General features: G+C 67.7%; 16 protein-coding genes. 8 read left to right on the top strand and 8 right to left on the bottom strand.

The genetic code is table 11. The annotated features are described in order from the left end of the window. Window positions 1-26: 26 nt before the first annotated feature. The 5 genes from gshA to leuS all read right to left on the bottom strand — a co-directional run bounded on the left by gshA (window position 27) and on the right by leuS (window position 7,102). Window positions 27-1,349, bottom strand: a complete 1,323-nt coding sequence (gene gshA / locus ACZYSP_RS13800; RefSeq protein ID WP_093076971.1) for a glutamate--cysteine ligase — start codon at window positions 1,347-1,349, stop codon at window positions 27-29. A 97-nt stretch (window positions 1,350-1,446) separates the two neighbouring features. Continuing rightward, a complete protein-coding gene (locus ACZYSP_RS13805; protein WP_093076969.1) occupies window positions 1,447-2,739 on the bottom strand; it encodes a glutamate-5-semialdehyde dehydrogenase in 1,293 nt (430 codons plus the stop codon). 79 nt (window positions 2,740-2,818) lie between these two features. Further along, window positions 2,819-3,892 carry a DNA polymerase III subunit delta gene (gene holA, locus ACZYSP_RS13810; RefSeq protein WP_093076968.1) on the bottom strand — a complete coding sequence of 358 codons (1,074 nt, stop codon included), beginning with the start codon at window positions 3,890-3,892 and terminating at the stop codon, window positions 2,819-2,821. Window positions 3,893-3,920: 28 nt separating this feature from the next. Continuing rightward, a complete protein-coding gene (locus ACZYSP_RS13815) occupies window positions 3,921-4,460 on the bottom strand; it encodes an LPS-assembly lipoprotein LptE (protein ID WP_093076966.1) in 540 nt (179 codons plus the stop codon). An 11-nt stretch (window positions 4,461-4,471) separates the two neighbouring features. Next, the gene (gene leuS / locus ACZYSP_RS13820) at window positions 4,472-7,102 is read right to left on the bottom strand and encodes a leucine--tRNA ligase (protein ID WP_093175222.1); all 2,631 of its coding nucleotides are present in this window, start codon (window positions 7,100-7,102) and stop codon (window positions 4,472-4,474) included. A 161-nt stretch (window positions 7,103-7,263) separates the two neighbouring features. Here leuS and ACZYSP_RS13825 point away from each other — a divergent pair, with 161 nt between their 5' ends. Continuing rightward, on the top strand, window positions 7,264-8,238 hold the full coding sequence (locus ACZYSP_RS13825) for a Bug family tripartite tricarboxylate transporter substrate binding protein (protein ID WP_489014707.1): 975 nt from the start codon (window positions 7,264-7,266) through the stop codon (window positions 8,236-8,238). After that, entirely contained in the window at window positions 8,231-9,310 is a 1,080-nt protein-coding gene (locus tag ACZYSP_RS13830) for an NAD/NADP octopine/nopaline dehydrogenase family protein (RefSeq protein WP_093076961.1), read from the top strand. The genes ACZYSP_RS13825 and ACZYSP_RS13830 overlap by 8 nt, the downstream gene beginning before the upstream one ends. Here the strand turns inward: ACZYSP_RS13830 and ACZYSP_RS13835 are convergent. From ACZYSP_RS13835 to ACZYSP_RS13845, 3 genes are read right to left on the bottom strand one after another with little or no spacing between them, the layout of a single operon-like run. Then, entirely contained in the window at window positions 9,305-9,901 is a 597-nt protein-coding gene (locus ACZYSP_RS13835) for a peroxidase-related enzyme (protein WP_093076960.1), read from the bottom strand. The genes ACZYSP_RS13830 and ACZYSP_RS13835 overlap by 6 nt on opposite strands. Further along, the gene (locus tag ACZYSP_RS13840; RefSeq protein WP_093076958.1) at window positions 9,898-10,410 is read right to left on the bottom strand and encodes a CMD domain-containing protein; all 513 of its coding nucleotides are present in this window, start codon (window positions 10,408-10,410) and stop codon (window positions 9,898-9,900) included. Before ACZYSP_RS13840 ends, ACZYSP_RS13835 begins: the two co-directional genes overlap by 4 nt. A 3-nt stretch (window positions 10,411-10,413) precedes the next feature. Continuing rightward, complete coding sequence (locus tag ACZYSP_RS13845; protein ID WP_489014710.1) at window positions 10,414-11,871, bottom strand: NAD(P)-binding domain-containing protein; 1,458 nt, start codon at window positions 11,869-11,871, stop codon at window positions 10,414-10,416. A 131-nt stretch (window positions 11,872-12,002) separates the two neighbouring features. Here ACZYSP_RS13845 and ACZYSP_RS13850 point away from each other — a divergent pair, with 131 nt between their 5' ends. The 6 genes from ACZYSP_RS13850 (at window position 12,003) to ACZYSP_RS13875 (ending at window position 23,937) form a co-directional block, all read left to right on the top strand. After that, entirely contained in the window at window positions 12,003-13,670 is a 1,668-nt protein-coding gene (locus ACZYSP_RS13850; RefSeq protein WP_093076955.1) for an alpha-glucosidase, read from the top strand. A gap of 5 nt (window positions 13,671-13,675) precedes the next feature. Next, the gene (gene glgB, locus ACZYSP_RS13855; protein WP_093076954.1) at window positions 13,676-15,847 is read left to right on the top strand and encodes a 1,4-alpha-glucan branching protein GlgB; all 2,172 of its coding nucleotides are present in this window, start codon (window positions 13,676-13,678) and stop codon (window positions 15,845-15,847) included. Window positions 15,848-16,433: 586 nt separating this feature from the next. Further along, complete coding sequence (glgX, locus tag ACZYSP_RS13860) at window positions 16,434-18,521, top strand: glycogen debranching protein GlgX (protein WP_093076952.1); 2,088 nt, start codon at window positions 16,434-16,436, stop codon at window positions 18,519-18,521. A 91-nt stretch (window positions 18,522-18,612) separates the two neighbouring features. Beyond that, window positions 18,613-19,920: a glucose-1-phosphate adenylyltransferase gene (gene glgC / locus ACZYSP_RS13865; protein ID WP_093053999.1), complete on the top strand. Its 1,308-nt coding sequence runs from the start codon at window positions 18,613-18,615 to the stop codon at window positions 19,918-19,920. A gap of 17 nt (window positions 19,921-19,937) precedes the next feature. After that, window positions 19,938-21,419: a glycogen synthase GlgA gene (gene glgA, locus ACZYSP_RS13870; RefSeq protein ID WP_093076951.1), complete on the top strand. Its 1,482-nt coding sequence runs from the start codon at window positions 19,938-19,940 to the stop codon at window positions 21,417-21,419. Window positions 21,420-21,453: 34 nt separating this feature from the next. After that, window positions 21,454-23,937, top strand: coding sequence for a glycogen/starch/alpha-glucan phosphorylase (locus ACZYSP_RS13875; protein ID WP_093053995.1), 2,484 nt, complete (start codon window positions 21,454-21,456; stop codon window positions 23,935-23,937). Window position 23,938 lies beyond the last annotated feature (1 nt).

Consider the following 23,938-nt stretch of genomic DNA (forward strand, 5'->3'; position numbering starts at 1 on the left):
AAGCCGCCACAAGCCGCCCCCGGCAATCATTCGTAGATTTCGGCGTCCGGATCGGTCGCTTCCATCTCGTAGCTGGCGGCCACCATGGCCAGCCGGCCGACCACGCCATACATGTAGAAGCGGTTGGGCGCGCTGGCGCCAGGCTTGGCGCCGGGCTGTGGCAAGTGCGCACTTTCAGAAAAAGCCAGCGGCACGAAGCTCGCGCCCGGCAGCTTGAGGTTTTCGTCGGCGGCGCGCTCGGCATGCACGCGGTAAAAACCGCCGACAACGTAGCGATCCATCATGTAGACCACCGGCTCGGCCACGCCGTTGTGCACGCGCTCGTTGGTGAGCACGCCTTCCTGGACGATCAGCTCGGTGGGCTCGCGCAGCTCGCGGCCGGCGCCGGTCTTGCCGGCCGGGGCGCTGCTGGCGGTGTCGCGCGGCTTGCCGATCAGCGCCTCGACGTCCTTGGCATCGCGCACCGTCACCACGCCCGGGCTGCCGCTGCCGCTGTGGCCGCCCTTGACGACCACGAACGGCTTCTCGTTGATGCCGTATTCCTTGTACTTGCGGCGCACCTTGGTCAGCACCGCATCCACATGGCTGGTCAGCACGTCGATGCCGCGGCCCTCGGCCACATCCACGCCTTCGGCGCGCGCATAGATCGGGTTGATGAGCCACGGGTCGATGCCCAGCAGCTTGCCGAGACGCTTGGACAGCTCCTCGTAGCTGTGCAGGTGGTTGCTCTTGCGGCGCACCGACCAGCCTGCGTGCAACGGCGGCAGCAGATACTGCTCATGCAAATCTTCGAGGATGCCGGGCGTTCCCGCAGAAAGCTCGTTGTTGAGCAGAATTGTGCAAGGATCGAAGTTCTTCAGGCCCAGGCGGCGCTTGCTGCGCACCACCGGTTCGAGCGTCACGGTCTCGCCGTTCGGCAGTTCGATCTTCTTGGGCGACTTGATGGCCGGATCGATCGACCCAATGCGCACGTTGAGCCCCGCCATGTGGAAGATGCGCACCAGTTGCGCGACGTTGGCGAGATAAAAGGTATTTTTGGAGTGATTTTCCGGAATGACGAGCAGGTTGCGCGCTTCCGGACAGATCTTCTCGATGGCCGCCTGAGCAGCCTGCACCGCCAGCGGCAGCATCTCCTTGGTGAGATTGTTCCAGCCGCCCGGAAAGAGGTTGGTGTCGACCGGGGCCAGCTTGAAGCCGGCGTTGCGGATGTCGACGGCGCTGTAGAACGGCGGCGTGTGCTCCATCCACTCGAGCCGGAACCAGCGCTCGATGGCGGGCATCGAGTCGAGCACCCGCTGCTCCAGTTCGTTGATCGGGCCGGTCAGGGCGGTGACGAGATGCGGAACCATGCGGCGGCCTTGTTGGTTTTGTGCTTAAAGGTGGAGCGGAATTGTAGGATTTGGGGATGGCCGCCCCAATGACAAGACCGCACGCGGGCGCATCGGATCAGGTCCGGACTTCGCCCTGCCCCAGCACCACGTACTTGAGCGAGGTCAGCCCTTCGATGCCCACCGGACCGCGGGCGTGGAACTTGTCAGTGCTGATGCCGATTTCGGCGCCCAGCCCGAACTCGAAGCCATCCGCGAAGCGTGTGCTCGCATTGACCATCACGCTGGCCGAATCGACCTCGCGCAGAAAGCGCTGCGCATGCACGTGGTCGCGCGTGACGATGGCATCGGTGTGATGGCTCGAATAGCGGTTGATGTGCGCGATGGCCTCGTCCACGCCGGCCACCACCTTGATGCTGATGACGGCGGCCAGGTATTCCTCGGACCAGTCGGACTCGACCGCATCGACCACCCGGGCCTTCGGATCGAGCGCCTCGTCGGCGCGCAGGATGGCGGCAGCGGCCGGGTCGCAGCGCATTTCCACACCCTTGGCCGCGAAGATGGCGGCAATCTCGGGCAGGAAGTCGTCGGCCACCGACGCCGACACCAGCAGGCCTTCAGCGGCGTTGCAGGGGCTGTACTTCTGGGTCTTGGCGTTGTCGACGATGCGCAGCGCCATGTCGAACTCGGCCGTGTCGTCCACGTAGACGTGGCAGTTGCCGTCCAGGTGCTTGATGACCGGCACCTTGGCGTCGCGGCTGATGCGCTCGATCAGCCCCTTGCCGCCGCGCGGAATGATCACGTCGACGAACTCGGGCATGGCGATGAGCTGGCCGACGGCCTCGCGGTCGGTGGTCTGCACCAGCTGCACCGCCTCGACCGGCAAGCCGGCTTCGGCCAGCGCCTCGGACACCAGCAGCGCCAGCGCCTTGTTCGACTCGATGGCTTCCGAGCCGCCGCGCAGGATGGCCGCGTTGCCGCTCTTGATGGCAAGGCTCGCAGCCTCGATGGTCACGTTGGGCCGGCTCTCGTAGATCATGCCGAAGACACCGATCGGCACGCGCATCTGGCCCACGCGGATGCCGCTGGGCTGCTGCTTCATGCCGATGATTTCGCCGATGACGTCGGCCATGCCGGCGAGCTGCTCGCAGCCCAGGGCCACGGTCTCGATGACCTTGGGCGTGAGCTTGAGACGATCGACCATCGGCGCCGAGAGGCCGGCGGCGGTGGCGCGTTCCAGGTCCTTCTGATTGGCGACCGCCAGCACCGGGCCGGCTTCGCGCAGACGCCGGGCCAGCGCCTTCAATGCTATGTTTTTGGTAGCTGCATCCGCACGGGCCATGAGGAATGCAGCGGCTTTGGCTTGCAGACCCAGGGTCTGCATGTGCTCGCTGACGTTGAACGCATTCATGTGTTCATTTTCCCACGCCGACCTGTGACCCGGCTTACACGGGCCTTTTGATGGCTGGAGCCATCGTGCGCGGGCCGAGTCAGGCGCGTCGCGGAGCGGTCGCCGCGCTGCTGCAGGCGCGGCACAGCATCAGCGCCAGCCGCTGCAGGGCCTGCCAGCCGCTGGCTGGCCAGTCGGGCTGCTTCAGCCCCTTCACGATGCCGTCCACCACATGCGCCGCGCGCAGCAGCCGGGTCAGCATGCGGTCGTCCAGCCGCGGCAGCACACGCTCGAAGGCACGCTCGCGCGGGCCCCAGATGCGGTTCTCGCGCAGCGCCATCGGCAGCGGGCGTCCCGAGGCCATGGCGTCCTTCACACGCTTGAGCGCGCGGATGTCCTCGGCAATCGTGTAGTGCACCAGCACCTCGGCCTCGCCCTCGGCCTGCAGGCCATCGAGCATGCGCGCCACGCGCTGCGGATTGCCGGCCAGCACGGCTTCGGACAGCTTGAACACGTCGTAGCGAGCCACGTTGTTGACCGCACCTTCGACCTGCTCCCAGCTCAGCTCGCCGGCCGGATGCAGCAGCGCGAGCTTCTGGATTTCCTGGTGCGCGGCGAGCAGGTTGCCCTCCACGCGATCGGCAAAGAACTGCAGCGTGCGCTGGCCTTCGTCGCCGGGCATCACGCGCTGGCCCTGCTGGCCCAGGCGCTGCGCGATCCATTGCGGCAGCGCGCCGCGCTCGATCGGGTCGACCTGGATACTCGCGCCGTTGTTCTCCAGCGCCGAGAACCAGGCGCCGGTGCGCGTGGCCTTGTCCAGCCGCGGCAGCATCACCAGCGTGAGCGTGCTGTCGTTGCCGGGCGCGGACTCGGCCATCTGCTGAAGGGCCGCGCTGCCGTCCTTGCCGGGCTTGCCCGAGGGGATGCGGATCTCGACGATCTGCTTGTCTGCGAACAGCGAGAGCGAGCCCCCGGCCGCGAGCACCGCGCTCCAGTCGAAGTGCGCGCCGGCCACGGTGTAAGAACTGCGCTCGGTGTAACCCTGCGCGCGCGCGGCGGTGCGGATGGCGTCGGCCGCTTCCTGCGCGAGCAGCGGCTCGTCGCCGTGGATCGTGTAGAGCGGCTTCAGGCCCTTCTGCAGGTGGGCTCCGAGCTGGGCGCTGGCAAGTTGCATGGAAATGGAATGGCCGGAGCGCGCAGGCTCAGAGTTCCTTGACGGCCGCCAGGCGGCGCATCAGCTGCTGCGCGATGTCGGACTGCATATCGCGGAACAGCAGGTCGGCTTCGCCTTCCTTGGCCAGCGCGTTGGTTTCGTTGAAGCTCAGGTCGCGCGTCTGCGAGACGTCGGTGGCCGGCAGCAGGTCTTTACCGCCCGGCGTGCGCAGGCGGAAGCGCACCTTCAACTGAAGCTGCAGCTCGCGCACCAGGCCGGCCGAGTTGGTCGAGATCACGATGCGGTTGCGGTCCTCGCTCAGGATCTCCAGCACCACGTCGGCGGCCGGCGACGAACCACCGGCGGTGGACGTGTCGGGCGTCACCAGAGTCACAGTGCCCGTCGCCCGCAACTCGCGCCGGATCTGGTTGATCATGGCCGAGTTGCCCGACACCTGCAGCGTCTTGAACGCGAAGACAGGCGCCTTGCGCAGCTCGAAGCCGCAACCGGCCAGGCCGAGCGAAGCGCCCGCCGCCGCCAATCCGAGAAGAAAGCCGCGGCGCGGCAGCGAGACATTGCGAGTGTTCATGCTTGAGTCGTTCAAAGGACCACGTTGACCAGGCGGCCGGGAACCACGATCACGCGCTTGGGCGGCGCGCCTTCGGCGAAGTTGACGAAATCGTCGCAGGCGAGCGCGAGCTTCTCGATCTCGTCCTTCGATGCGCCGGCCGGCACGCTGAGCTTGCCGCGCAGCTTGCCGTTGACCTGCAGCATGAGCTCGATCTCGTCCTGCACCAGCGCACCGACGTCGACCGCGGGCCAGGGCGCGTCGAGCAGGCCGCCCAGGTCCTTGTCGTAGCCGAGTTCGTTCCAGAGCTGCTGGGCGATGTGCGGCGTGGCCGGGTAGAGGCAGCGCAACAGGATGCCGAAGCCCTCGCGCATCGCGGCCGCGTCGCCCGCGCTGCCGTCGGGCTTGAAGCCTTCCAGCGCGTTGAGCAGCTTCATCGCGCCCGACACCACCGTGTTGTATTGCATGCGCTGGTAGTCGTAGTCGATCTGGCGCAGCACGGTGTGCACCTCGCGGCGCAGCGCCTGGGCATTCTTGCCGAAGGTCTGGCCGCTGACAGCCACCGGCGCCACGTCCGCCTGCGCCACGCCGAAATTCCACACCCGGCGCAGGAAGCGGTAGCTGCCTTCGACGGCCGCGTCGTTCCACTCGAGCGTGGCTTCGGGCGGTGCGGTGAACATGGTGTACAGGCGCGCGGTGTCGGCGCCGTATTTCTCGATCAGGTCCTGCGGGTCGACGCCGTTGCGTTCGCTCTTGCCCATCTTGCCCACGCCGCCGTACTCGACCTTCGTGCCGTCGGCGGTGGTGCCGCCGGTGATGCGGCCCTGCGCATCGAGCACCGTCGCGACTTCGCTGGGCGGGAAGTAGTCCTTGCCGCCCTTTTCATTGCGCTTGTAGAAGATGTGGTTGAGCACCATGCCCTGGGTGAGCAGCTTGCTGAAGGGCTCGTCGGCCTTCACGAGGCCAAGGTCGCGCATCACCTTGGTCCAGAAGCGCGCGTACAGCAGGTGAAGAATCGCGTGCTCGATGCCGCCGATGTATTGGTCCATCGGCATCCAGTAGTCGGCGCCGCCGGCCACCATCGCCTCTTCGTTCTTCGGGTCGCAGTAGCGCATGAAGTACCACGACGAATCGACGAAGGTGTCCATCGTGTCGGTCTCGCGCCGCGCGGGCTTGCCGCAGACGGGGCAGACCACGCCGGCGTGGAAGCCTTCGTGCTTGTGCAGCGGGTTGCCCGAGCCGTCCGGCACGCAGTCGGTGGGCAGCACCACGGGCAGGTCTTTCTCGGGCACCGGCACTGCGCCGTGTTCGTCGCAATGGATGATCGGGATCGGCGTGCCCCAGTAGCGCTGGCGGCTCACGCCCCAGTCGCGCAGGCGCCAGGTGGTCTGCAGCTCACCCAGGTCCTTCTGGCCCAACGCATGCGCCACGGCGGCCACGGCCTCTTTGTACGACATGCCGCTGAAGTTGTCGGAATTGATGGTCACGCCGCGCTGCTTGTCGGCGTACCAGTCCTGCCACTTGTGATAGTCGAAGTGCGGCTCGTCGTCGACCAGCACCACCTGGATGATCTCGATGCCGTACTTGTTGGCGAAGGCGAAGTCGCGCTCGTCGTGCGCGGGCACGCCCATCACGGCGCCGTCGCCGTAGCCGATCAGCACGTAGTTGCCGACCCACACGGGCACCTGCTCCTCGGTGATCGGGTGCTTGACAGTCAGGCCGGTGGGCACGCCCTTCTTCTCTTGCGTGGCGAGTTCGGCCTCGGTGGTGCCGCCGCTCTTGCACTCCTCGATGAAGGCCGCGACCTTGGGGTCGAGCGTGGCGGCATGCGCGGCCAGCGGATGCTCGGGCGCCACGGCGCAGAAGGTCACGCCCATGATGGTGTCGGCGCGCGTGGTGAACACGTACATGCGTCCGTCCTGGATCAGCTTGCCGCTCGCGTCCTTGATGTCATGCGTGAAGGCGAAGCGCAGGCCCTCGCTCTTGCCGATCCAGTTTTCCTGCATCAGCTTGACGCGCTCGGGCCAGCCCGGCAGCTTGTGCTGGGTGTGTTCGAGCAGTTCCTCGGCGTAGTCGCTGATCTTCAGGTAGTAGCCCGGGATCTCGCGGCGCTCGACCGTCGCGCCGGTGCGCCAGCCCTTGCCGTCGATCACCTGCTCGTTGGCCAGCACGGTCTGGTCGACCGGGTCCCAGTTGACGACCTGGGTCTTGCGGTAGGCAATGCCCTTTTCGAGCATCTTCAGGAACAGCCACTGGTTCCACTTGTAGTAGCTCGGATCGCAGGTGGCGATCTCGCGGCTCCAGTCGATGGCCAGGCCCATGGCCTGGAGCTGGCCCTTCATGTAGGCGATGTTCTCGTAGGTCCACTTGGCCGGCGGCACGCCGTTCTTCAGCGCTGCGTTCTCGGCCGGCAGGCCGAAGGCGTCCCAGCCCATGGGCATCAGCACGTTGTAGCCGCTCATGCGCAGGTGGCGCGTGAGCATGTCGTTGATCGTGTAGTTGCGCACATGGCCCATGTGCAGCTTGCCGCTGGGGTACGGCAGCATCGAGCAGGCGTAGTACTTCTTGCGGCTCGTGTCCTCGGTGACGCGGTAGGCATCGGCGGCGCTCCATTGCGCCTGGGCAGCGGACTCGACGTCGCTGGGTTTGTAGCTGGGATTCATGGCGGTTCGGCAAGAGCCCGGCTCGGAGCGGCCGGGAACGCGGGATTATCGCGCCCGGGCGAAAGCCCCGGCCGGCAGACTCTAGACTCGGGGCACGTAACCTGCGTGTTGCGCGGGTAACGCCTGCCGTCCGACAGGTTTTTCGCACCGCCTGGAACACCATGAAACTGCGCCTGAAACACCTCGCCCTGGGCCTAGCGGCCGCCGTCGGCCTCGCCGCCACGCCCCTGTGGGCCCAGCAGAACGACAAGCCCCTGCGCATCGTCGTGCCCTTCGCCACCGGCGGCGCGCAGGACGTGATCGCGCGCTACCTGGGCGCCAAGCTCACCGACAAGCTGGGCCAGCCCGTCATCATCGACAACAAGGCCGGCGCTGGCGGCATCGTGGCCGCCGACGCGGTGGCCAAGGCGACCGACGGGGCCACGGTGCTGCTGGCCACCGGCGGCGCGATCACGATCGCCCCCCACCTGCAGCCCAAGCTCCCCTACGACCCGGTGCACGAGCTGGTGCCGGTGGCCCTGGTGGCCGACACGCCGATGACGCTGTCCGTGCGCACCGAGAGCCCCTACAAGACGGTGGCCGACGTGCTGCGCGACGCCAAGGCCAGGCCGGGCCAGGTGACCTACGCCTCGACCGGCAACGGCACCGTCTCGCACCTGACCGGGGCGCTGCTGGCGCAGGCGAGCGGCACGAACCTGCTGCACGTGCCCTACCGGGGCGCCGCGCCCGCCATGACGGACCTGCTGGGCGGGCAGGTAGCCGCCATCGTCACCAGCGTGGCCTCGATCGAACCCATGGTCGCCAGCGGCAAGGCGCGCGTGCTCGGCACCTTCTCCCGGGTTTCCCTTCCCAGCATGGGTTCGGCCCCCACCATCGGCGAGGCCACCGGCCTGCCGGGAATGGAAGTGCCGGTCTGGGTCGGCGTGATGGCACCTGCGCGCATGCCGGCGGCGAGCGTCGAGAAGCTGTCGGCGGCGCTGCTCGAGGTGTGCAACCTGCCGGAGACGAAGCAGCGCTTCGCCCAGTTGGGCGCGGTGAACACCTGTGGCGGCCCGGCTGCCTTGGGCAAGGTCGTGACGGAAGACAGCCAGCGCTGGGCGAAGGTGATCAAGCAGGGCGGGATCAAGGTTGACTGAGGTTCCGGGCAAGAAGTACCGCGTCGGCATCGCGGGCGCCGGGGCAATCGCGCTGGCCAGCGCGGCTTGGCTGCGGCAGGCGGGCCACAGCGTCACCATGTGGTCGCCGGGCGGCCAGGGAGCAGAAGCCTTGCGCACGCAGGCACTGGAGGCCAGCGGCATCCAGTCGTTTTCAGTGACCGTCGAGGTTGCCGACGACGCGGCCGGGCTGTGCGCGGCCTCGGACGTACTGCTGCTGGCCCTGCCGGTCAACGGCCACAAGCGCGTGATGGATGCGCTCTTGCCCTCTCTGCGCGACGGCCAGACCGTGATCGTCAGCTCAATGGCCTCGCTGTCGTCGCTCTATCTTCATGAAGCAGCCCGCCGCGCCGGCCGGCAGATCAATGTCGCCAGCTTCGGCACGACCGTTCTGACCGCGCGCCGCGAATCGGGCACGCAGGTCAGGGTGATGACGCGACGCAAGGCCGTCGGCGTCTCCGCCCTGCCCGGCTCAAAAGTCGGCGAAGCCGTCGCGCTGTGCACCGCCCTCTTCGGCGACGGCTTCTCCGCGCAGGACGGCGCCCTTGCCAGCGCCCTGGCCAACGTCAATCCGCAGTCGCACGGCCCGCTCGCGGTCTTCAACTGGACCCGCATCGAGCGCGCCGAGAACTGGGCGCAGTACCACTGCATGACGCCCGGCGTGTCGCGCGCTATCGAGGCGCTTGACCAGGAACGCCGCGCCGTGGCGGCAGCCTTCGGCATCGAGCTCGGCCCCATCGAGGCGCACTTCGCGCGCTCCTTCGGCACCACGTCGGAAAAGCTCGAAGACATTGCCGCCGAACTGCACGCCAAGCGCGGCGGCCCGCCCGGCCCCACGCAGGTCGACACCCGCTACGTGACCGAGGACATGCCCTACGGCCTGGCGTTCGTCGAGGCGCTGGGCGCCATCGCCGGCGTGCCGACACCCGCGACGCGCACCATCGTGGAAGCAGCCTCGCTGGTCAACGGCGTCGACTTCCGCCGCGAAAACGACCTGCTCGAACCGCTGGGCCTGGCGAACGAAACTGTCGCCGGGCTGCTCGCGCGCCTATGAACCGTCTGCTTCGGGGAACACCGGCTCCCCGAGGTTGAGCATCAGCCGGTTGGCCCAGGCGAAGATGGCAACCGAATGGATCAGGTCGAGTATTTCCAGCTCGGTCAGCCCGACCTCCTTCAACCCGCGCACGTCGTCGGCCGAGACCTTGTCGGGTTCCGCGCCAAGACGGATCGAAAACTCGACGATGGCCTTCTCGCGCGCCGTGGTGCCGGCGCCCGCCGGCTCCTCGAACACCTGCGAGATCACGTCGTTGCGCTTGGCCAGCTGCTCGAAGCGCTGCGCATGCACCGAGGCGCAGTACACGCAACCGTTGACGCGCGACTCCACCGTGGCACCCAGCTCGCGCTCGGCGCGCGGCATGCCGCCCGGAGCGAACATGATCGCGTTGAAGGCGATCGAGCGCTGCAACAGTATCTCGGGCTGATGCGCCAGCACCAGAAAGTACGGCGACGTGCGCGCCTGCGGGCTCATCTCGTCCAGCGCCGCCAGTTGCGCCGGCGTGGCGGTGTCGACGTTCACCGTGTCGAGCCACGGCTTCCACTTCAGCACCTCGTTGGTGAAGCCCTTGATGCGGATCGGGGCCATCATGCCGCCACCTCCACCGCTGCCAGTGCCTTCAGGCCCGCGGCAACGCGGATCTGGTACGACAGGAAGGCGATCAGCTGGCTCATCGCCACGATGGCGGGCGTCGAAAGGCCGCTGTCGACCAGCGATTGCACAGCCGCCTTGTCGCCCTCGATGGGGCGTTCGATCAGCTTGCCGGTGAAGGCCCGCACGGCCTGCAGGCGCGCATCGGCCACGGGCTTGCCGGCGTCCACCGCCGCCGTCAGGGCGCTGTCCGCGCCTTCGGCCGCCAGCCGGTCGCGGTAGTGCGCGGCAAGGCTGTCCGCCTTCGACACGCGGCAGGCATGCAGCGCCACCAGCAGCCGCTCGCTCACTGACAGGCCTTCGACGGCCGGGGAAAACATCGCGTCGTAGCTGCCTTGCGTCGCGGCGACGACCTTGTCGCGCTGGCGCCGCAGCGCCCAGGTGGGGTGGTCTGGCGCCAGCGGGACGGCGGCATCGATCACATCGGAAGTGGGAGTGCTGGTTGTCATGGTTCAGTTTCTTTCCTGAGGCGGCAGCGCGGGCGTCCATTCGTCGCCGAAGAGTTCCGGCTCGGCGTAGGCCTCGAGGTTGGCGTAGTGGTGGTCGAAGTCTTCGCGGTAGAACAGGCTGGCGATGCCGCTCGCCAGCCGCTTGGCGCCGTCGCTGATGGCCGGGATGTCGCCCGACACCGTGCCGTGCGACAGCGCCGCCGGGTAGCAGAAGCAGTGGATGCGCCCAAGCCCCGGGCATTCGCCCGGCACGCGCTCCTGGAATTCGAAGACCGGCCCGAGGTCGGGCGAGTCGGCCAGTTCCTGGTCTTCGTCGCCGGGGGCGGGTACGAAGCGGTCTTTCCAGGTGCGCACCTGGGCGGCGATGCCGTCGAACTCGGGGCGGTTCGGCCAGTCGACCTTGAAGCCGGTCGAGACGATGAGGAAGTCGAATTCGAAGTCGCCCTTCGGCGTCCACACGCGCATCGAATCGCCCTTCGGCTCGATGGCCAGGATCGGACAGCCGAAGTTGAAGAAGGCATTGGCGTGCCCCGACACCCGCAGCGTGCTGCCGTGCGGCGGCGGCACGTTCGCCACGTTGATGTAGTGGCGGATGCGCCACTTGAGTTCGTCGGGCAGGTCGTAGTGACCCTGCGTGAGCCCCGGCACGCCCGCGCCCTTGCCCTTGTTGACGCGCGGCAGGTCGGGCCGGCGGATCAGCAGCTCGACGCTGTGCGCGCCGGCCTCCAGCGCGGTGCCTGCGCTGTCCATGGCCGAGGAGCCCGCGCCGACCACGCCCACGCGCAGGCCCTTGAGCCGGCCGTAGTCCATCTCGTCGGAGGAGTGCGCCCATTTCGAGCGCGGCAGCGCGTTGACGAAAGCGGGAATGGCCGGCCCGCCGAGGCCGTCTCGCCCGGTGGCGAGGACGACCCGGCGCGCCAGCACGCTGCGTTCGCCTTGCGGCGTGCGCAGGTCGAGGCGCACGCCGGTGGCATCGGTCAGCGGATGAATGCCGGTCACGGCCGTGTCGTTGCGCACGTCCACGCCCATCACGCGGCGGTACCAGACCAGGTAGTCCATCCACTGCAGGCGCGGGATCTTGTCCATCGCCGTCCAGGCCTCCAGCCCGAACTGGGCCTCGAACCACGCCCGGAAGGTGAGCGACGGCAGGCCCAGCGCGGGACCGGTGAGCTCCTTGGGCGAGCGCAGCGTCTCCATGCGCGCCGTGGTCGCCCAGGGGCCTTCGCTGCCCGCGGGCGAGCGGTCGAACACCACCGCGCGAATGCCCAATTGCGCCAGCGCGACCGAGGCAGCCAGGCCGGCCTGCCCGCCGCCGATGACGGCCACGTCGAGCACCGGTTCACCGCCGACTTGCCGCGCGGGCATCCAGTTGCGCCCGGGCCAGCCGAGGTATTCGAGGTCCTGGGCGAGCCGCGCTTCGAGCGCGGCGAGGGAAGAAGAGGCGGAATCTGATGTCGTCATTTTGAAAAGCGGGAGCGGCGCCCAGTGTAGAAAGCTTCACGGGTCTTCGCGCCATGCACCACCGCCCCGCACCTGCGTATCACTGGCCCGAATTTCGCATGCCACAATGATTTCAGACCACAGGGACCGGCATGGGCAGCAATACCGACAGCAGCGAATGGTGGCGCGGTGCGGTGATCTACCAGATCTACCCGCGCAGCTTCATGGACAGCGACGGCGATGGCATCGGCGACCTGCCGGGCATCACGTCCCGGCTCGAGCACGTGGCCAGCCTCGGCGTCGATGCCATCTGGGTTTCTCCTTTCTTCCGTTCGCCGATGAAGGACTTCGGCTACGACGTGGCCGATTACCGCGCCGTAGACCCGATGTTCGGCACGCTGGCCGACTTCGACGCCATGCTGGCGCGGATGCACGAACTGGGCCTGAAGCTCGTCATCGACCAGGTGTTGTCGCACACGTCCGACCAGCACGCTTGGTTCGCCGAGAGCCGCTCGAGCCGCGACAACCCCAAGGCCGACTGGTACGTGTGGGCCGACCCCAAGCCCGACGGCACGCCGCCCACCAACTGGCTGTCGGTGTTCGGCGGCTCGGCCTGGCAGTGGGATTCGCGCCGGCGGCAGTACTACCTGCACAGCTTCCTGGCGGAGCAGCCCGACCTCAACTTCCATTGCCCCGAAGTGCAGGAGGCGCTGCTGGGCGAGGTGCGCTTCTGGTGCGAGCGCGGCGTGGACGGCTTTCGCTTCGACGCCTGCAACCACCAGTTTCACGACGCGCAGCTGCGCGACAACCCGCCGGCCTCGCTGGCCTCGATAGGCGAAGTCAGCACGGTGCGCGCCGACAACCCCTATGCGATGCAGCAGCATCTGTACGACAAGAGCCAGCACGAGAACCTGGCGTTCCTCGAGAGCCTGCGCCGGCTGCTCGACGGCTACGGCGCGGTGGCGCTGGGTGAGGTCGGCGACGAGAACGCGCCTCCCGTCATGGCGCAGTACACCGACCGCGGCAAGCGCCTGCACCAGGCCTACAGCTTCAGCCTGCTGACGGCCGACCACAGTCCCAAGCACCTGCGCCACCAGGTCGAAGCCCTTGACGAGGCGCTCGAACCCACGAACGGCTGGGGCTGCTGGGCAATGTCGAACCACGACGTGCCGCGCGTCGCCACGCGCTGGAGCGACGGCGGCGCACCCGACACGCGCCGCGACCGGCTCTGGCTGACGCTGCTGCTCGCGCTGCGCGGCAGCGCGAGCATCTACCAGGGCGAGGAACTGGGCCTGCCCGAGGCCGAAGTGCCGTTCGAACTGCTGCAAGACCCGTACGGCCGCGCCTTCTGGCCCGAGTTCAAGGGCCGCGACGGCTGCCGCACACCGATGCCATGGACCGCCGAGGCGCCGAATGGCGGCTTCACCACCGGCGCGCCCTGGCTGCCGGTGTACGGCGCCCACCTGCCGCTGGCCGTCGAACGACAGGCCGCGGACCCTGGGTCGATGCTGGCCTTCAGCCGCACGCTGCTGCACTGGCGGCGCACGCAACCGCTGCTGCGCACCGGTGGCATCCGCTTCATCGACGCACCCGAGCCACTGCTGCACTTCGAGCGGCGCGACGGAAAACTCTCGCTGCGGGCGGTCTTCAACTTAGGGAGCGAGCCGGTATCGATGCCGTTGCCCGACGGGCTGATGCCTCTCGTCGGACAGCCGCTTGAGCACACCGCCGTCATGCAGACCGTGGATGAAAAGCGCATGCTGACGCTGGCGCCGTACGGCGTCTTCTTCGGCACACCCGCCGTTGAAGGACGAAGCTGACCACCATGCCCTTGAAGCCGCTGCCCGAGTCCGAAGTCCATGCGCTGATGCGCGCGGAGCACGGCGACCCGTTTGCCGTGCTGGGCCCGCACGAGAGGCCCGAAGGCCTGGAAGTGCGCGCGCTGCTACCCGGCGCGCAGCGCGTGGCCGTGGTGCATTCGCGCACCGGCTGGCCGCTGGCCATCCTCGCGCGGCACGAAGGCTCGGACCTGTTCAGCGGGCTGGTTCCGGCGGCCGAAGCCCGCATGGGCTACTCGTTCCAGGTCGACTGGGAGGCGCACACCTCGCGGCTGGAAGACCCGTATCGCTTTCCGTTCGTGCTCGGCGAAACCGATGTTTGGCTGCTGGCCGAAGGCACGCACCTGCGACCGTGGGAGCGGCTGGGCGCGCACATCCGCGAGATGGACGGCGTCAAGGGCGTGGCCTTCGCAGTCTGGGCGCCGAATGCGCGGCGCGTGTCGGTGGTCGGCAACTTCAACAACTGGGACGGCCGGCGCCACATGATGCGGCTGCGCCGCGAGTGCGGCGTGTGGGAGATCTTCGCGCCGCACGTGACCGTCGGCGACAGCTACGAGTTCGAGATCCTGTCGGCGCAGGGCGAGGTGCTGCGCAAGGCCGACCCCTTCGCGTTCTCGTCGCAGCTGCGGCCCGACACGGCCTGCGTGGTGCAGCCCCTGCCCGCGCCGGTAAAGATGCCCGAAGGCCGTGCCGCCGCAAACGAGCGCCACGCGCCGATCAGCATCTACGAAGTGCACCTGGGCTCATGGCGCCGCAAGAACGGTCACGAATGGCTGGACTACCGCGACCTGGCCGACACGCTGGTGCCCTACGTGCGCGACCTGGGCTTCACGCACATCGAGCTGCTGCCGATCACCGAGCACCCCTTCGACGGCTCGTGGGGCTACCAGCCGATCGGCCTGTACGCGCCGACCTCGCGCTTCGGCACGCCGGGCGACTTCCGGCATTTCGTCGAGGCCGCGCATGCGGCCGGGCTGGGCGTGATCCTCGACTGGGTGCCCGCGCACTTCCCGACCGATTCGCACGGCCTCGGCCGCTTCGACGGCACGGCGCTGTACGAGTACGCCGACCCGCGCGAGGGCTTCCACAACGACTGGCAGACGCTGATCTTCAACTACGCCCGCACAGAGGTGCGCAACTACCTGGTCGGCAATGCGCTCTACTGGCTGGAGCGCTACGGCGTGGACGGCCTGCGCGTGGATGCGGTGGCATCGATGCTGTACCGCGACTACAGCCGCAAGGCCGGCGAGTGGGTGCCGAACGTGCTCGGCGGGCGCGAGAACCTGGAGGCCATCGACTTCCTGCGGCGCATGAACCGCGTGGTGGGCGTCGAGCGGCCGGGGGCGGTGACGCTGGCCGAGGAGTCGACGAGTTTTCCCGGCGTGACCCGTCCGCCGGAAGACGGCGGGCTGGGGTTTCACTACAAGTGGAACATGGGCTGGATGAACGACACGCTGTCGTATGCGGGCACAGACCCGGTCTATCGCAAGCACCATCACCAGCAGATCACCTTCGGGCTGATGTACGCGCACAGCGAGAACTTCGTGCTGCCGCTGTCGCATGACGAGGTGGTGCATGGCAAGGGATCGCTGATCGGGCGCATGCCCGGGGACGAGTGGCAGAGGTTTGCTGGCCTGCGCAACCTGTACGGGTACCTCTGGGCGTATCCCGGCAAGAAGTTGTTGTTCATGGGCGGGGAGTTCGCGCAGTACGCGGAGTGGAATGCGGACCGCGGCCTGGACTGGCATCTGCTGGAGCATGCCTCTCACCAAGGAGTGCGGCGGCTGGTGCGCGACTTGAACAACGTGTATCGGCACTTTCCTGCGTTGCACGAGCTTGACCATGACGGGGCGGGGTTCGAGTGGATCGTGCATGACGATGCGGATCAGTCGGTGTTTGCGTTCGTGCGGCGGGGGCGGGATGGGGCGTTTGTTGTGGCTGTTTGCAACTTCACGCCTGTGCCTCGGCATGGGTATCGGTTGGGGGTTCCTGCTTCGGGTTCCTACCGGGAGGTCATCAATACGGATGGGGCGGTTTATGGGGGGAGTGGCGTGGGGAACGGGGTTGTTGAAAGTGCTCCTGTGCCTTGGCATGGGAAGGCGGACTCTGTTTCTGTCAGCGTGCCGCCGTTGGCTACCGTGATGTGGGTGTTGGCTTGAATTGCCTGGGTCTGGTTTGTTTTCCGGGGCCGGGTCTCGGCCCGGCGGCCGACCTACTTTTCTTTGCTTCGCCAAAGAAAAGTAGGCAAAAGAAAGGCGACCCTGCTGTCTGCGTCCCTACGCTTCGCTACGGGCAACCTGCGGTGCTCGACGTAGACGGGGGTCCGCAGAACTCGCTTCGCTCAAACAGCTGCGGCCCTGATCCCGTCTACGTCTGCGCTCCTCGGCACAGCCAGAAGGGATGGGGGAACCCAGCAGGCCTTCGCTGCGCTCGGCCCCCGAACATCCAACAGCCAATACCAAGCCGAGCGAAGCAAAGGCCCGTTCCGTTTCCCCTCCCCTCTGGCTGCGCCGAGGAGCGCAGCGTTTCGCGGATCAGGGCTCGCCCTTGTCTGAGCGAAGCGAGTTTGGGCGAGACCCCGCGAAACGCGAGCACCGCAGGTTGCCCCTTCGCTACGCGAAGGGGTCGCAGACAGTGGGGTCGCTTTTTCTTTGGCTACTTTCTTTTGGCGAAGCAAAAGAAAGTAGCTCGCCCGCCGGGGCGAGTCCCGGCCTCGGAAAGCAAACCCACCCAAAGGCCAGCCAAATGCTGAGCCCAGGCACCCCCTTCCCCTTGGGCGCAACACCTTCACACCAAGGCGTGAACTTCGCCTTGGCAGCCCCAACAGCAGAAGCAGTAGAACTCTGCATCTTCGACACCACAGGCAAAAACGAACAACAACGCCTGAAACTGCCAGCACAAACAAACGGCATCTGGCACGGCCACCTCCCCAGCGCATCTCCAGGCCTGGTCTACGGCTACCGAGTCCACGGCCCCTGGTCCCCTCAAGAGGGAACCCGCTTCAACCCAGCCAAGCTCCTGCTCGATCCCTACGCCAAAGAGATCGTGAGCAACTACGACGGCAGCGACATCTTCCTGGGCCACGACCCAGCGAACCCAGACAAGAGAGACACCCGAGACAACGCCGCAGTAGCCCTCAAGGCCCGGGTAGCTGCACCCGGTCCGGCACCAGCAGCCCCTCCCGGCCACGCGCGCATCGCAGCAGGCGACCGAGTCCTCTATGAGCTGCACGTAAAAGGCCAGACAAAGCTCCACCCCGCCGTCCCCGCAGCCCTGAGAGGTACCTACGCCGGCCTGGCAGAACCCGCCGTACTCGACCACCTCCAGGCCCTGGGCATCACAACCCTGAGCCTCATGCCCGTCCAGCACCGAGCAGACGAGCAGCGCCTGCAGCACATGGGCCTGAGCAACTACTGGGGCTACACCACCATCGGCTGGTTCGCCCCCGAAGCCCGCTACTGGAGCGGCCGCCCCGGCACCACCCCCGCCGGCGAATTCCGCGCCATGGCCGACGCCATCCACGCGCGCGGCATGGAACTGGTGATAGACGTCGTCTACAACCACAGCGCCGAAACCGACGAGCTCGGCCCCACGCTCTCGCTGCGCGGCATCGACAACGCCCTTTACTACCACCTGCGCCCCGACGACCGCGCCCTCTACGAGAACTGGACCGGTTGCGGCAACTGCCTCAACCTCGGCGAGCCGCGCGTGCTGCAGCTGGTGATGGACAGCCTGCGCTTCTGGGCCTGCGAGATGGGCGTGGACGGCTTCCGCTTCGATCTCGCCCCGGTGCTCGGGCGCGATGCACAACGGGGGTTCGATGCGCGCGCGCCCTTCTTCGCCGCCATCGCCCAGGACCCGGTGCTCTCGCGCACGCTGCTCATTGCCGAGCCATGGGACATCGGCCCGGGCGGCTACCGCCTCGGCGAGTTCCCACCCGGCTGGCTCGAATGGAACGACCGCTACCGCGACACGCAGCGTGGCTTCTGGCTGCGGCAGGACCACGACGACAAGGCCAGCCTCGGCGACTTCGCCCATCGCTTCACCGCCTCCAGCACCCAGTTTGCGCACAACGGCCGCGCGCCGACCGCGAGCGTCAACTTCGTCACCGCGCACGACGGCTTCACGCTGCGCGACCTCGTGAGCTACAACGAGCGCCACAACCTCGCCAACGGCGAGGACAACCGCGACGGCCACGGCCACAACATGAGCAACAACTGCGGCGTCGAGGGCCCGAGCGACGACCCCGCCGTGCTGGCCTTGCGCAGTCGCCTGCAGCGCGCGCTGCTCGCCACGCTGATGCTGTCCCAGGGCACGCCCATGCTGCTGGCCGGCGACGAGCTCGGCCACAGCCAGCAGGGCAACAACAACGCCTACTGCCAGGACAACGAAACCACCTGGCTCGCATGGATAGGCGCGTCCGCCCCCGGCAGCGACGCCGCCCGCATGAGCGCCTTCGTGGCGCGCCTGGCCGCCTTGCGCCGCGAGGCCCCGGCCCTGCGCAGCACCCGCTGGTGGCCGGCCGAAGCGCCGCAGGGCACGCCACCGGGCATCCGGTGGCTGCGCCCCGACGGCGAGCCGATGACGCCCGCCGACTGGAGCAGCACGGGCACGGCCCTTGCAGTCCTCTTCGGCGATGGCACCGACGAGGACGGCAGCGCGTGGCTGGTGATGGTGAACGCAGGCCCGCAGGCCGTGTCCTTCACGCTGCCCGCGGGCACGTGGCGCCTGAGCCTTTCCACCGACCCCGGGCTCGACCCGGGCGAGGTGGGCCAACCGCTCGGCGACACGGCACAAGTGCCTTTTTCAAGCATCGGGATTGCAAGAACGTAGGAGCCAGGCGCGCGGCGCGGTGCTAGTCTCGATGCAGAAACTCTGACGGCGAATTCCAACAAGCGAACGATCGAACGAACGGAGACACAGGATGGACAACCTCACACCGCAAGCGCACCCGCAGCAGGAGCTGCAGGCCCATCAACTGGTACGCCGCACCATCGCCCTGGTGCTGGCCGGCGGGCGCGGCTCCCGCCTCAAGCAGCTGACCGACCGGCGCGCCAAGCCGGCCGTGTACTTCGGTGGCAAGTTCCGCATCATCGATTTCGCGCTGTCCAACTGCCTGAACTCGGGCATCCGGCGCATGGCGGTGGTCACGCAGTACAAGTCGCACTCGCTCATGCGCCACCTGCAGCGCGGCTGGAGCTTCTTGCGCGCCGAGCTCAACGAGATGGTCGACGTGCTGCCCGCGCAGCAGCGCGTGGGCGACGAGCACTGGTACCGCGGCACGGCCGATGCGGTGTTCCAGAACCTCGACATCATCCAGACCCGCTCGACCAAGCACGACTACGTGGTGGTACTTGCCGGCGACCACATCTACAAGATGGACTACTCGATCATGGTGAAGGACCACGCCGAGCACGGCCTGGGCTGCACGGTCGGCTGCATCGAGGTGCCGCGCATGGAAGCCACGGCCTTCGGCGTGATGGCCATCGACGACGGCCGCCAGATCACGGCCTTCCTCGAAAAGCCCGCCGATCCGCCCGCCATGCCCGGCCACCCCGACGTGGCGCTGGCGAGCATGGGCATCTACGTGTTCGACTCCGAGTACCTCTACCAGCTGCTCGAAGAAGACAGCGTCAACCCCGATTCGAGCCACGATTTCGGCAAGGACATCATTCCCCGCGCCGTGGCCCAGGGCCGCGCGCTGGCCCATCCTTTCGGCATGTCGTGCGTCACGCGGGCCTCGCGCGGACCCGACGCCAAGGCCTACTGGCGCGACGTGGGCACGATTGATGCATTCTGGGCAGCCAACCTCGATCTGGCCTCCATCACCCCGGAGCTCGACATCTATGACACGGACTGGCCCATCTGGACCTACCAGCGGCAGCTGCCACCGGCCAAGTTCGTGCTCGACCGGCACGGCCAGCACGGCATGACGGTCAACACCATCGTCTCGGGCGGCTGCATCGTCTCGGGCTCCAAGGTCAGCAGCTCGGTGCTGTTCTCGGGCGTGCGCATCCATTCCTTCTGCGAGATCAACGAGGCCGTGCTGCTGCCCGACGTGGAAGTCGGCCGCGGCGCCCGGCTCAACCGGGTGGTGATCGACCGCGCCTGCGTCATACCCGACGACATGGTGATCGGCGAAGATGCCGCGGCCGACGCCGCCCGCTTCGAGCGTACCGAGAACGGCGTGGTGCTCGTGACACGCGAGATGCTCAAACGACTGGCCGCCTGAGGCCACAACGCCCCACGATGCGAATCCTCCAGGTCAGCGCCGAGCTCTTCCCCCTCCTCAAGACCGGCGGCCTGGCGGACATCGCCGGGGCCCTGCCCCTGGCGCTCATGGCCGAAGGCGAGGACGCGCGCGTGCTGCTGCCGGGCTTTCCGGCCATCGTGGCGGGCGTGCGCGACCTGGCGCCCGTGGACGGTTTCAACGCGCCCTGGGGCGAGCGCTTCGGGCTGCGCCTGGGGCACATCGACATCGACGGGGCGCCCGGCATCCCGGCCTACGTGATCGACGCACCGGCGCTCTACGGCCGGCCCGGCAATCCTTACGAAGACACCTCGCGCCAGCCCTACGGCGACAACCACCGCCGGTTCGCGCTGCTCGGCTGGGCCGCGGCGCAACTGGCGCAAGGGCTCGATCCGCAGTGGCGGCCGGAGGTGGTGCACGCGCACGACTGGCACGCCGCGCTCGCGCCGGCCTACCTGCACTTCGCGCGGCAGGCCGGCGGCCCGCACGTAGGCAGCGTCTTCACCGTGCACAACCTGGCCTACCAGGGCATCTTCGCGCCCTGGAACTTCACCGAGCTCGGCTTGCCCGGCGCTGCGTTCCAGATGAACGGGCTCGAATACCACGGCCAGGTCTCGTTCATGAAGGGCGGCCTGTATTTCGCCGACCGGCTCACCACGGTCAGCCCGACCTACGCGCTCGAGATCCAGACGCCCGAGCAGGGCTGCGGACTCGACGGCCTGCTGCGCCAGCGCAGCGGGGTGCTCAGCGGCATCCTCAACGCGGTCGACGACAAGGTCTGGAACCCGGCGACCGACGCCGCGCTGATGCAGGGCTATCACACGCCCGAAGGCCGCCACATGGCCGGCAAGGCGCGCTGCAAGTCGGTGCTGCAGCATCAGCTGGGGCTGGCCGAGCGGCCGGATGCGCCGCTCTTCATTCTCGTGAGCCGGCTCACCGAGCAGAAGGGCCTGCACCTGGTGCTGGGCGGGCTCGATGCGCTGCTCGCCCAGGGCGGCCAGCTGGCGCTGCTGGGCAGCGGCGAGACCTGGCTGGAGGAAGCCTTCCGGCAGCGCGCGGCTGCCACGCCGCAATCGGTCGGCGTCACCATCGGCTACAACGAGACGCTGGCGCACCAGATGTTCGGTGCGGGCGACGTGACGCTGGTGCCCTCGCTCTTCGAGCCCTGCGGCCTCACGCAGATGTACGGCCTCAAGTACGGCAGCCTGCCGTTGGTGCGCCGCGTCGGCGGGCTGGCCGACACGGTGGTCGACAGCTCGCTCGAAGACATGGCCAGCGGCGAAGCCACGGGCTTCGTGTTCGACAGCTTCGAGGTTGCCGACTACGAGCGCGCCGTGCGCCGCGCCTTCGCGCTCTACGAGCGTGCGCCCGACTGGCGGCGCGTTCGCGGCAACGCCATGCGGCGGCCGGCCGACTGGGCCACTGCAGCCGCGCAGTACATCGATGTCTACCGGCAGGCGCTCGAACAGCCGCGTGCCTGACCACCACAACAACTTCCACGCAACAAGGGCGCCCATGACGATCAAAGACTTCGCCTATGACCACCCCGACCGCGACGTCGCGGCCTTCAAGCGCGCGGTGGCCAACAAGCTGATCTACGCGGTCGGCAAGGACCCGGTCGCCGCCAGCCAGGACGACTGGCTCAACGCCACCTCGCAGGCGGTGCGCGACCAGCTGGTCGAGCGCTGGATGATGACCACGCGCGCCAACTACGCGCAGGACCTCAAGCGCGTCTACTACCTGTCGATGGAATTCCTCATCGGGCGCACCTTCACCAATGCGCTGCTGGCCGTGGACCTCTACGACACGGTGCGCGAGGCGCTGGCCGACTTCGGCGTCGACATGGACGCGCTGGCCGAGCGCGAGCCCGACGCTGCGCTGGGCAACGGCGGCCTGGGCCGGCTCGCAGCCTGCTTCCTCGACTCGATGGCCACGCTCGGCGTGCCGGGCATGGGCTACGGCATCCGCTACGAATACGGCATGTTCCGCCAGCGCATCGTCGACGGCCAACAGGTCGAGACGCCCGACTACTGGCTCACGCGCGGCAACCCGTGGGAATTCCAGCGGCCCGAGGTGAACTACCGCGTGCGCTTCGGCGGCCACGTGCAAAAGCGCGAGGGCACCAACGCCCCCTACGGCGCGGCCGACTGGGTCGACACGCACGACGTGCTGGCCGTGGCCTACGACACCATCATCCCGGGCTACGGCACGCAGGCCACCAACACGCTGCGCCTGTGGTCGGCGCGCGCCACTGAGGAAATCGACCTCTCGGCCTTCAATCGCGGCAACTACATGGGCGCGGTCGAGAGCAAGAACCAGTCGGAGAACGTCTCGCGCGTGCTCTACCCCGACGACTCCACGCCCTCGGGCCGCGAGCTGCGGCTGCACCAGGAGTATTTTTTCTGCAGCGCCAGCGTGCAAGACCTGCTGCGCCGCTACCTGCGCAACCACAAGACCTTCGACCAGCTGTCCGAAAAAGTCAGCATCCACCTGAACGACACGCACCCCGTGCTGGCGGTGCCCGAGCTCATGCGCCTCTTGCTCGACGAACACGGCCTCGCATGGGACGTGGCCTGGGCGCACACGCAGAAAGTGTTCAGCTATACCAATCACACGCTGATGCACGAGGCACTGGAGACCTGGCCGGTCGAGATGCTGGGGCGCATCCTGCCGCGGCACCTGCAGATCATCTACGACATCAACGCGAAATTTCTCGCCACCGTGACGCAGAAGGTCGGCAACGATGTGGAGCTGATGCGCAGGCTGTCGCTGGTCGACGAGGCCGGCGAGCGGCGCGTGCGCATGGCCTACGTGGCGGTGCTGGCCAGCCACTCGATCAACGGCGTGTCGGGGCTGCACTCGGAGCTGATGAAGCAGTCGATCTTCTCGGATTTCGCGAAGATCTTTCCCGAGCGCTTCAACAACAAGACCAACGGCGTCACGCCGCGCCGCTGGCTGGCGCAGGCCAACCCGCCGCTGGCGGCGCTGCTCGACCAGCGCATCGGCAAGGGCTGGCGGCGCGACCTGTCGCAGCTCGAGGCGCTCAAGCCCATGGCCGCGCAACCGGCCTTCGTGCGCGCATTCCGCCATGCCAAGCGCGAGAACAAGCTGCGGCTGGCCAACTGGGTCGAGCAGCACCTGAAGCTCGACATCGATACCGACGCGATGTTCGACGTGCAGGTCAAGCGCATCCACGAATACAAGCGGCAACTGCTCAACGTGCTGCACGTGGTGGCGCGCTACCACCGCATCCTCGACGCGCAGGCGGCGGGTGGGCCGATCGACATCGTGCCGCGCGTGGTGGTGTTCGCGGGCAAGGCGGCTTCGGCGTATGCGATGGCCAAGCTCGTCATCCGGCTCATCAACGACGTGGCGAGCACCATCAACGCCGACGCGCGCGTGGGCAAGCTGCTGAAGGTGGTGTTCCTGCCGAACTACAGCGTGAGCCTGGCCGAGATCATCATGCCGGCGGCCGACCTGTCGGAGCAGATTTCCACGGCGGGCACCGAGGCCTCGGGCACCGGGAACATGAAGTTCGCGCTCAACGGCGCGCTCACCATCGGCACGCTGGACGGCGCGAATGTGGAAATGCGCGAGAACGTGGGGCCGGAGAACATCTTCATCTTCGGCAACACCACGCCCGAAGTGGCCGACATCCGCGCACGGGGCTACCAGCCGCGCGAAATCTACGAAGAGAACGCCGAGCTCAAGCGCGTGCTCGACGCGATCCGCGACGGCGCGTTTTCAGCGGGCGAACCGGCGCGCTACCAGGGCATCTACGACGCGCTGGTGAACTGGGGCGACCACTATCTGCTGCTGGCCGACTACGCGAGCTACGTGGCCAAGCAGGCCGAAGTCGATGCGCTGTACCGCGACTCGGATGCGTGGACGCGGATGGCGATTCTCAATGTGGCGGGTATGGGTGCGTTCTCGTCGGACCGCACGATTGCGCAGTACGCGCATGAAATCTGGCACACCAAGCCCGTGGTGCTGGGCTAGG

The organism is Variovorax sp. F042, from assembly GCF_057814215.1.

Coding starts and splice junctions, on each gene's coding strand:
- ACZYSP_RS13835 (WP_093076960.1), bottom strand. CDS start 9,901: ATGATGGCCCCGATCCGCATCAAGGGCTTCACCAACGAGGTGCTGAAG.
- ACZYSP_RS13850 (WP_093076955.1), top strand. CDS start 12,003: ATGGGCAGCAATACCGACAGCAGCGAATGGTGGCGCGGTGCGGTGATC.
- gshA (WP_093076971.1), bottom strand. CDS start 1,349: ATGGTTCCGCATCTCGTCACCGCCCTGACCGGCCCGATCAACGAACTG.
- glgA (WP_093076951.1), top strand. CDS start 19,938: ATGCGAATCCTCCAGGTCAGCGCCGAGCTCTTCCCCCTCCTCAAGACC.
- holA (WP_093076968.1), bottom strand. CDS start 3,892: ATGCAACTTGCCAGCGCCCAGCTCGGAGCCCACCTGCAGAAGGGCCTG.
- glgB (WP_093076954.1), top strand. CDS start 13,676: ATGCCCTTGAAGCCGCTGCCCGAGTCCGAAGTCCATGCGCTGATGCGC.
- ACZYSP_RS13825 (WP_489014707.1), top strand. CDS start 7,264: ATGAAACTGCGCCTGAAACACCTCGCCCTGGGCCTAGCGGCCGCCGTC.
- leuS (WP_093175222.1), bottom strand. CDS start 7,102: ATGAATCCCAGCTACAAACCCAGCGACGTCGAGTCCGCTGCCCAGGCG.
- ACZYSP_RS13805 (WP_093076969.1), bottom strand. CDS start 2,739: ATGAATGCGTTCAACGTCAGCGAGCACATGCAGACCCTGGGTCTGCAA.
- ACZYSP_RS13815 (WP_093076966.1), bottom strand. CDS start 4,460: ATGAACACTCGCAATGTCTCGCTGCCGCGCCGCGGCTTTCTTCTCGGA.
- ACZYSP_RS13845 (WP_489014710.1), bottom strand. CDS start 11,871: ATGACGACATCAGATTCCGCCTCTTCTTCCCTCGCCGCGCTCGAAGCG.
- glgX (WP_093076952.1), top strand. CDS start 16,434: ATGCTGAGCCCAGGCACCCCCTTCCCCTTGGGCGCAACACCTTCACAC.
- glgC (WP_093053999.1), top strand. CDS start 18,613: ATGGACAACCTCACACCGCAAGCGCACCCGCAGCAGGAGCTGCAGGCC.
- ACZYSP_RS13840 (WP_093076958.1), bottom strand. CDS start 10,410: ATGACAACCAGCACTCCCACTTCCGATGTGATCGATGCCGCCGTCCCG.
- ACZYSP_RS13875 (WP_093053995.1), top strand. CDS start 21,454: ATGACGATCAAAGACTTCGCCTATGACCACCCCGACCGCGACGTCGCG.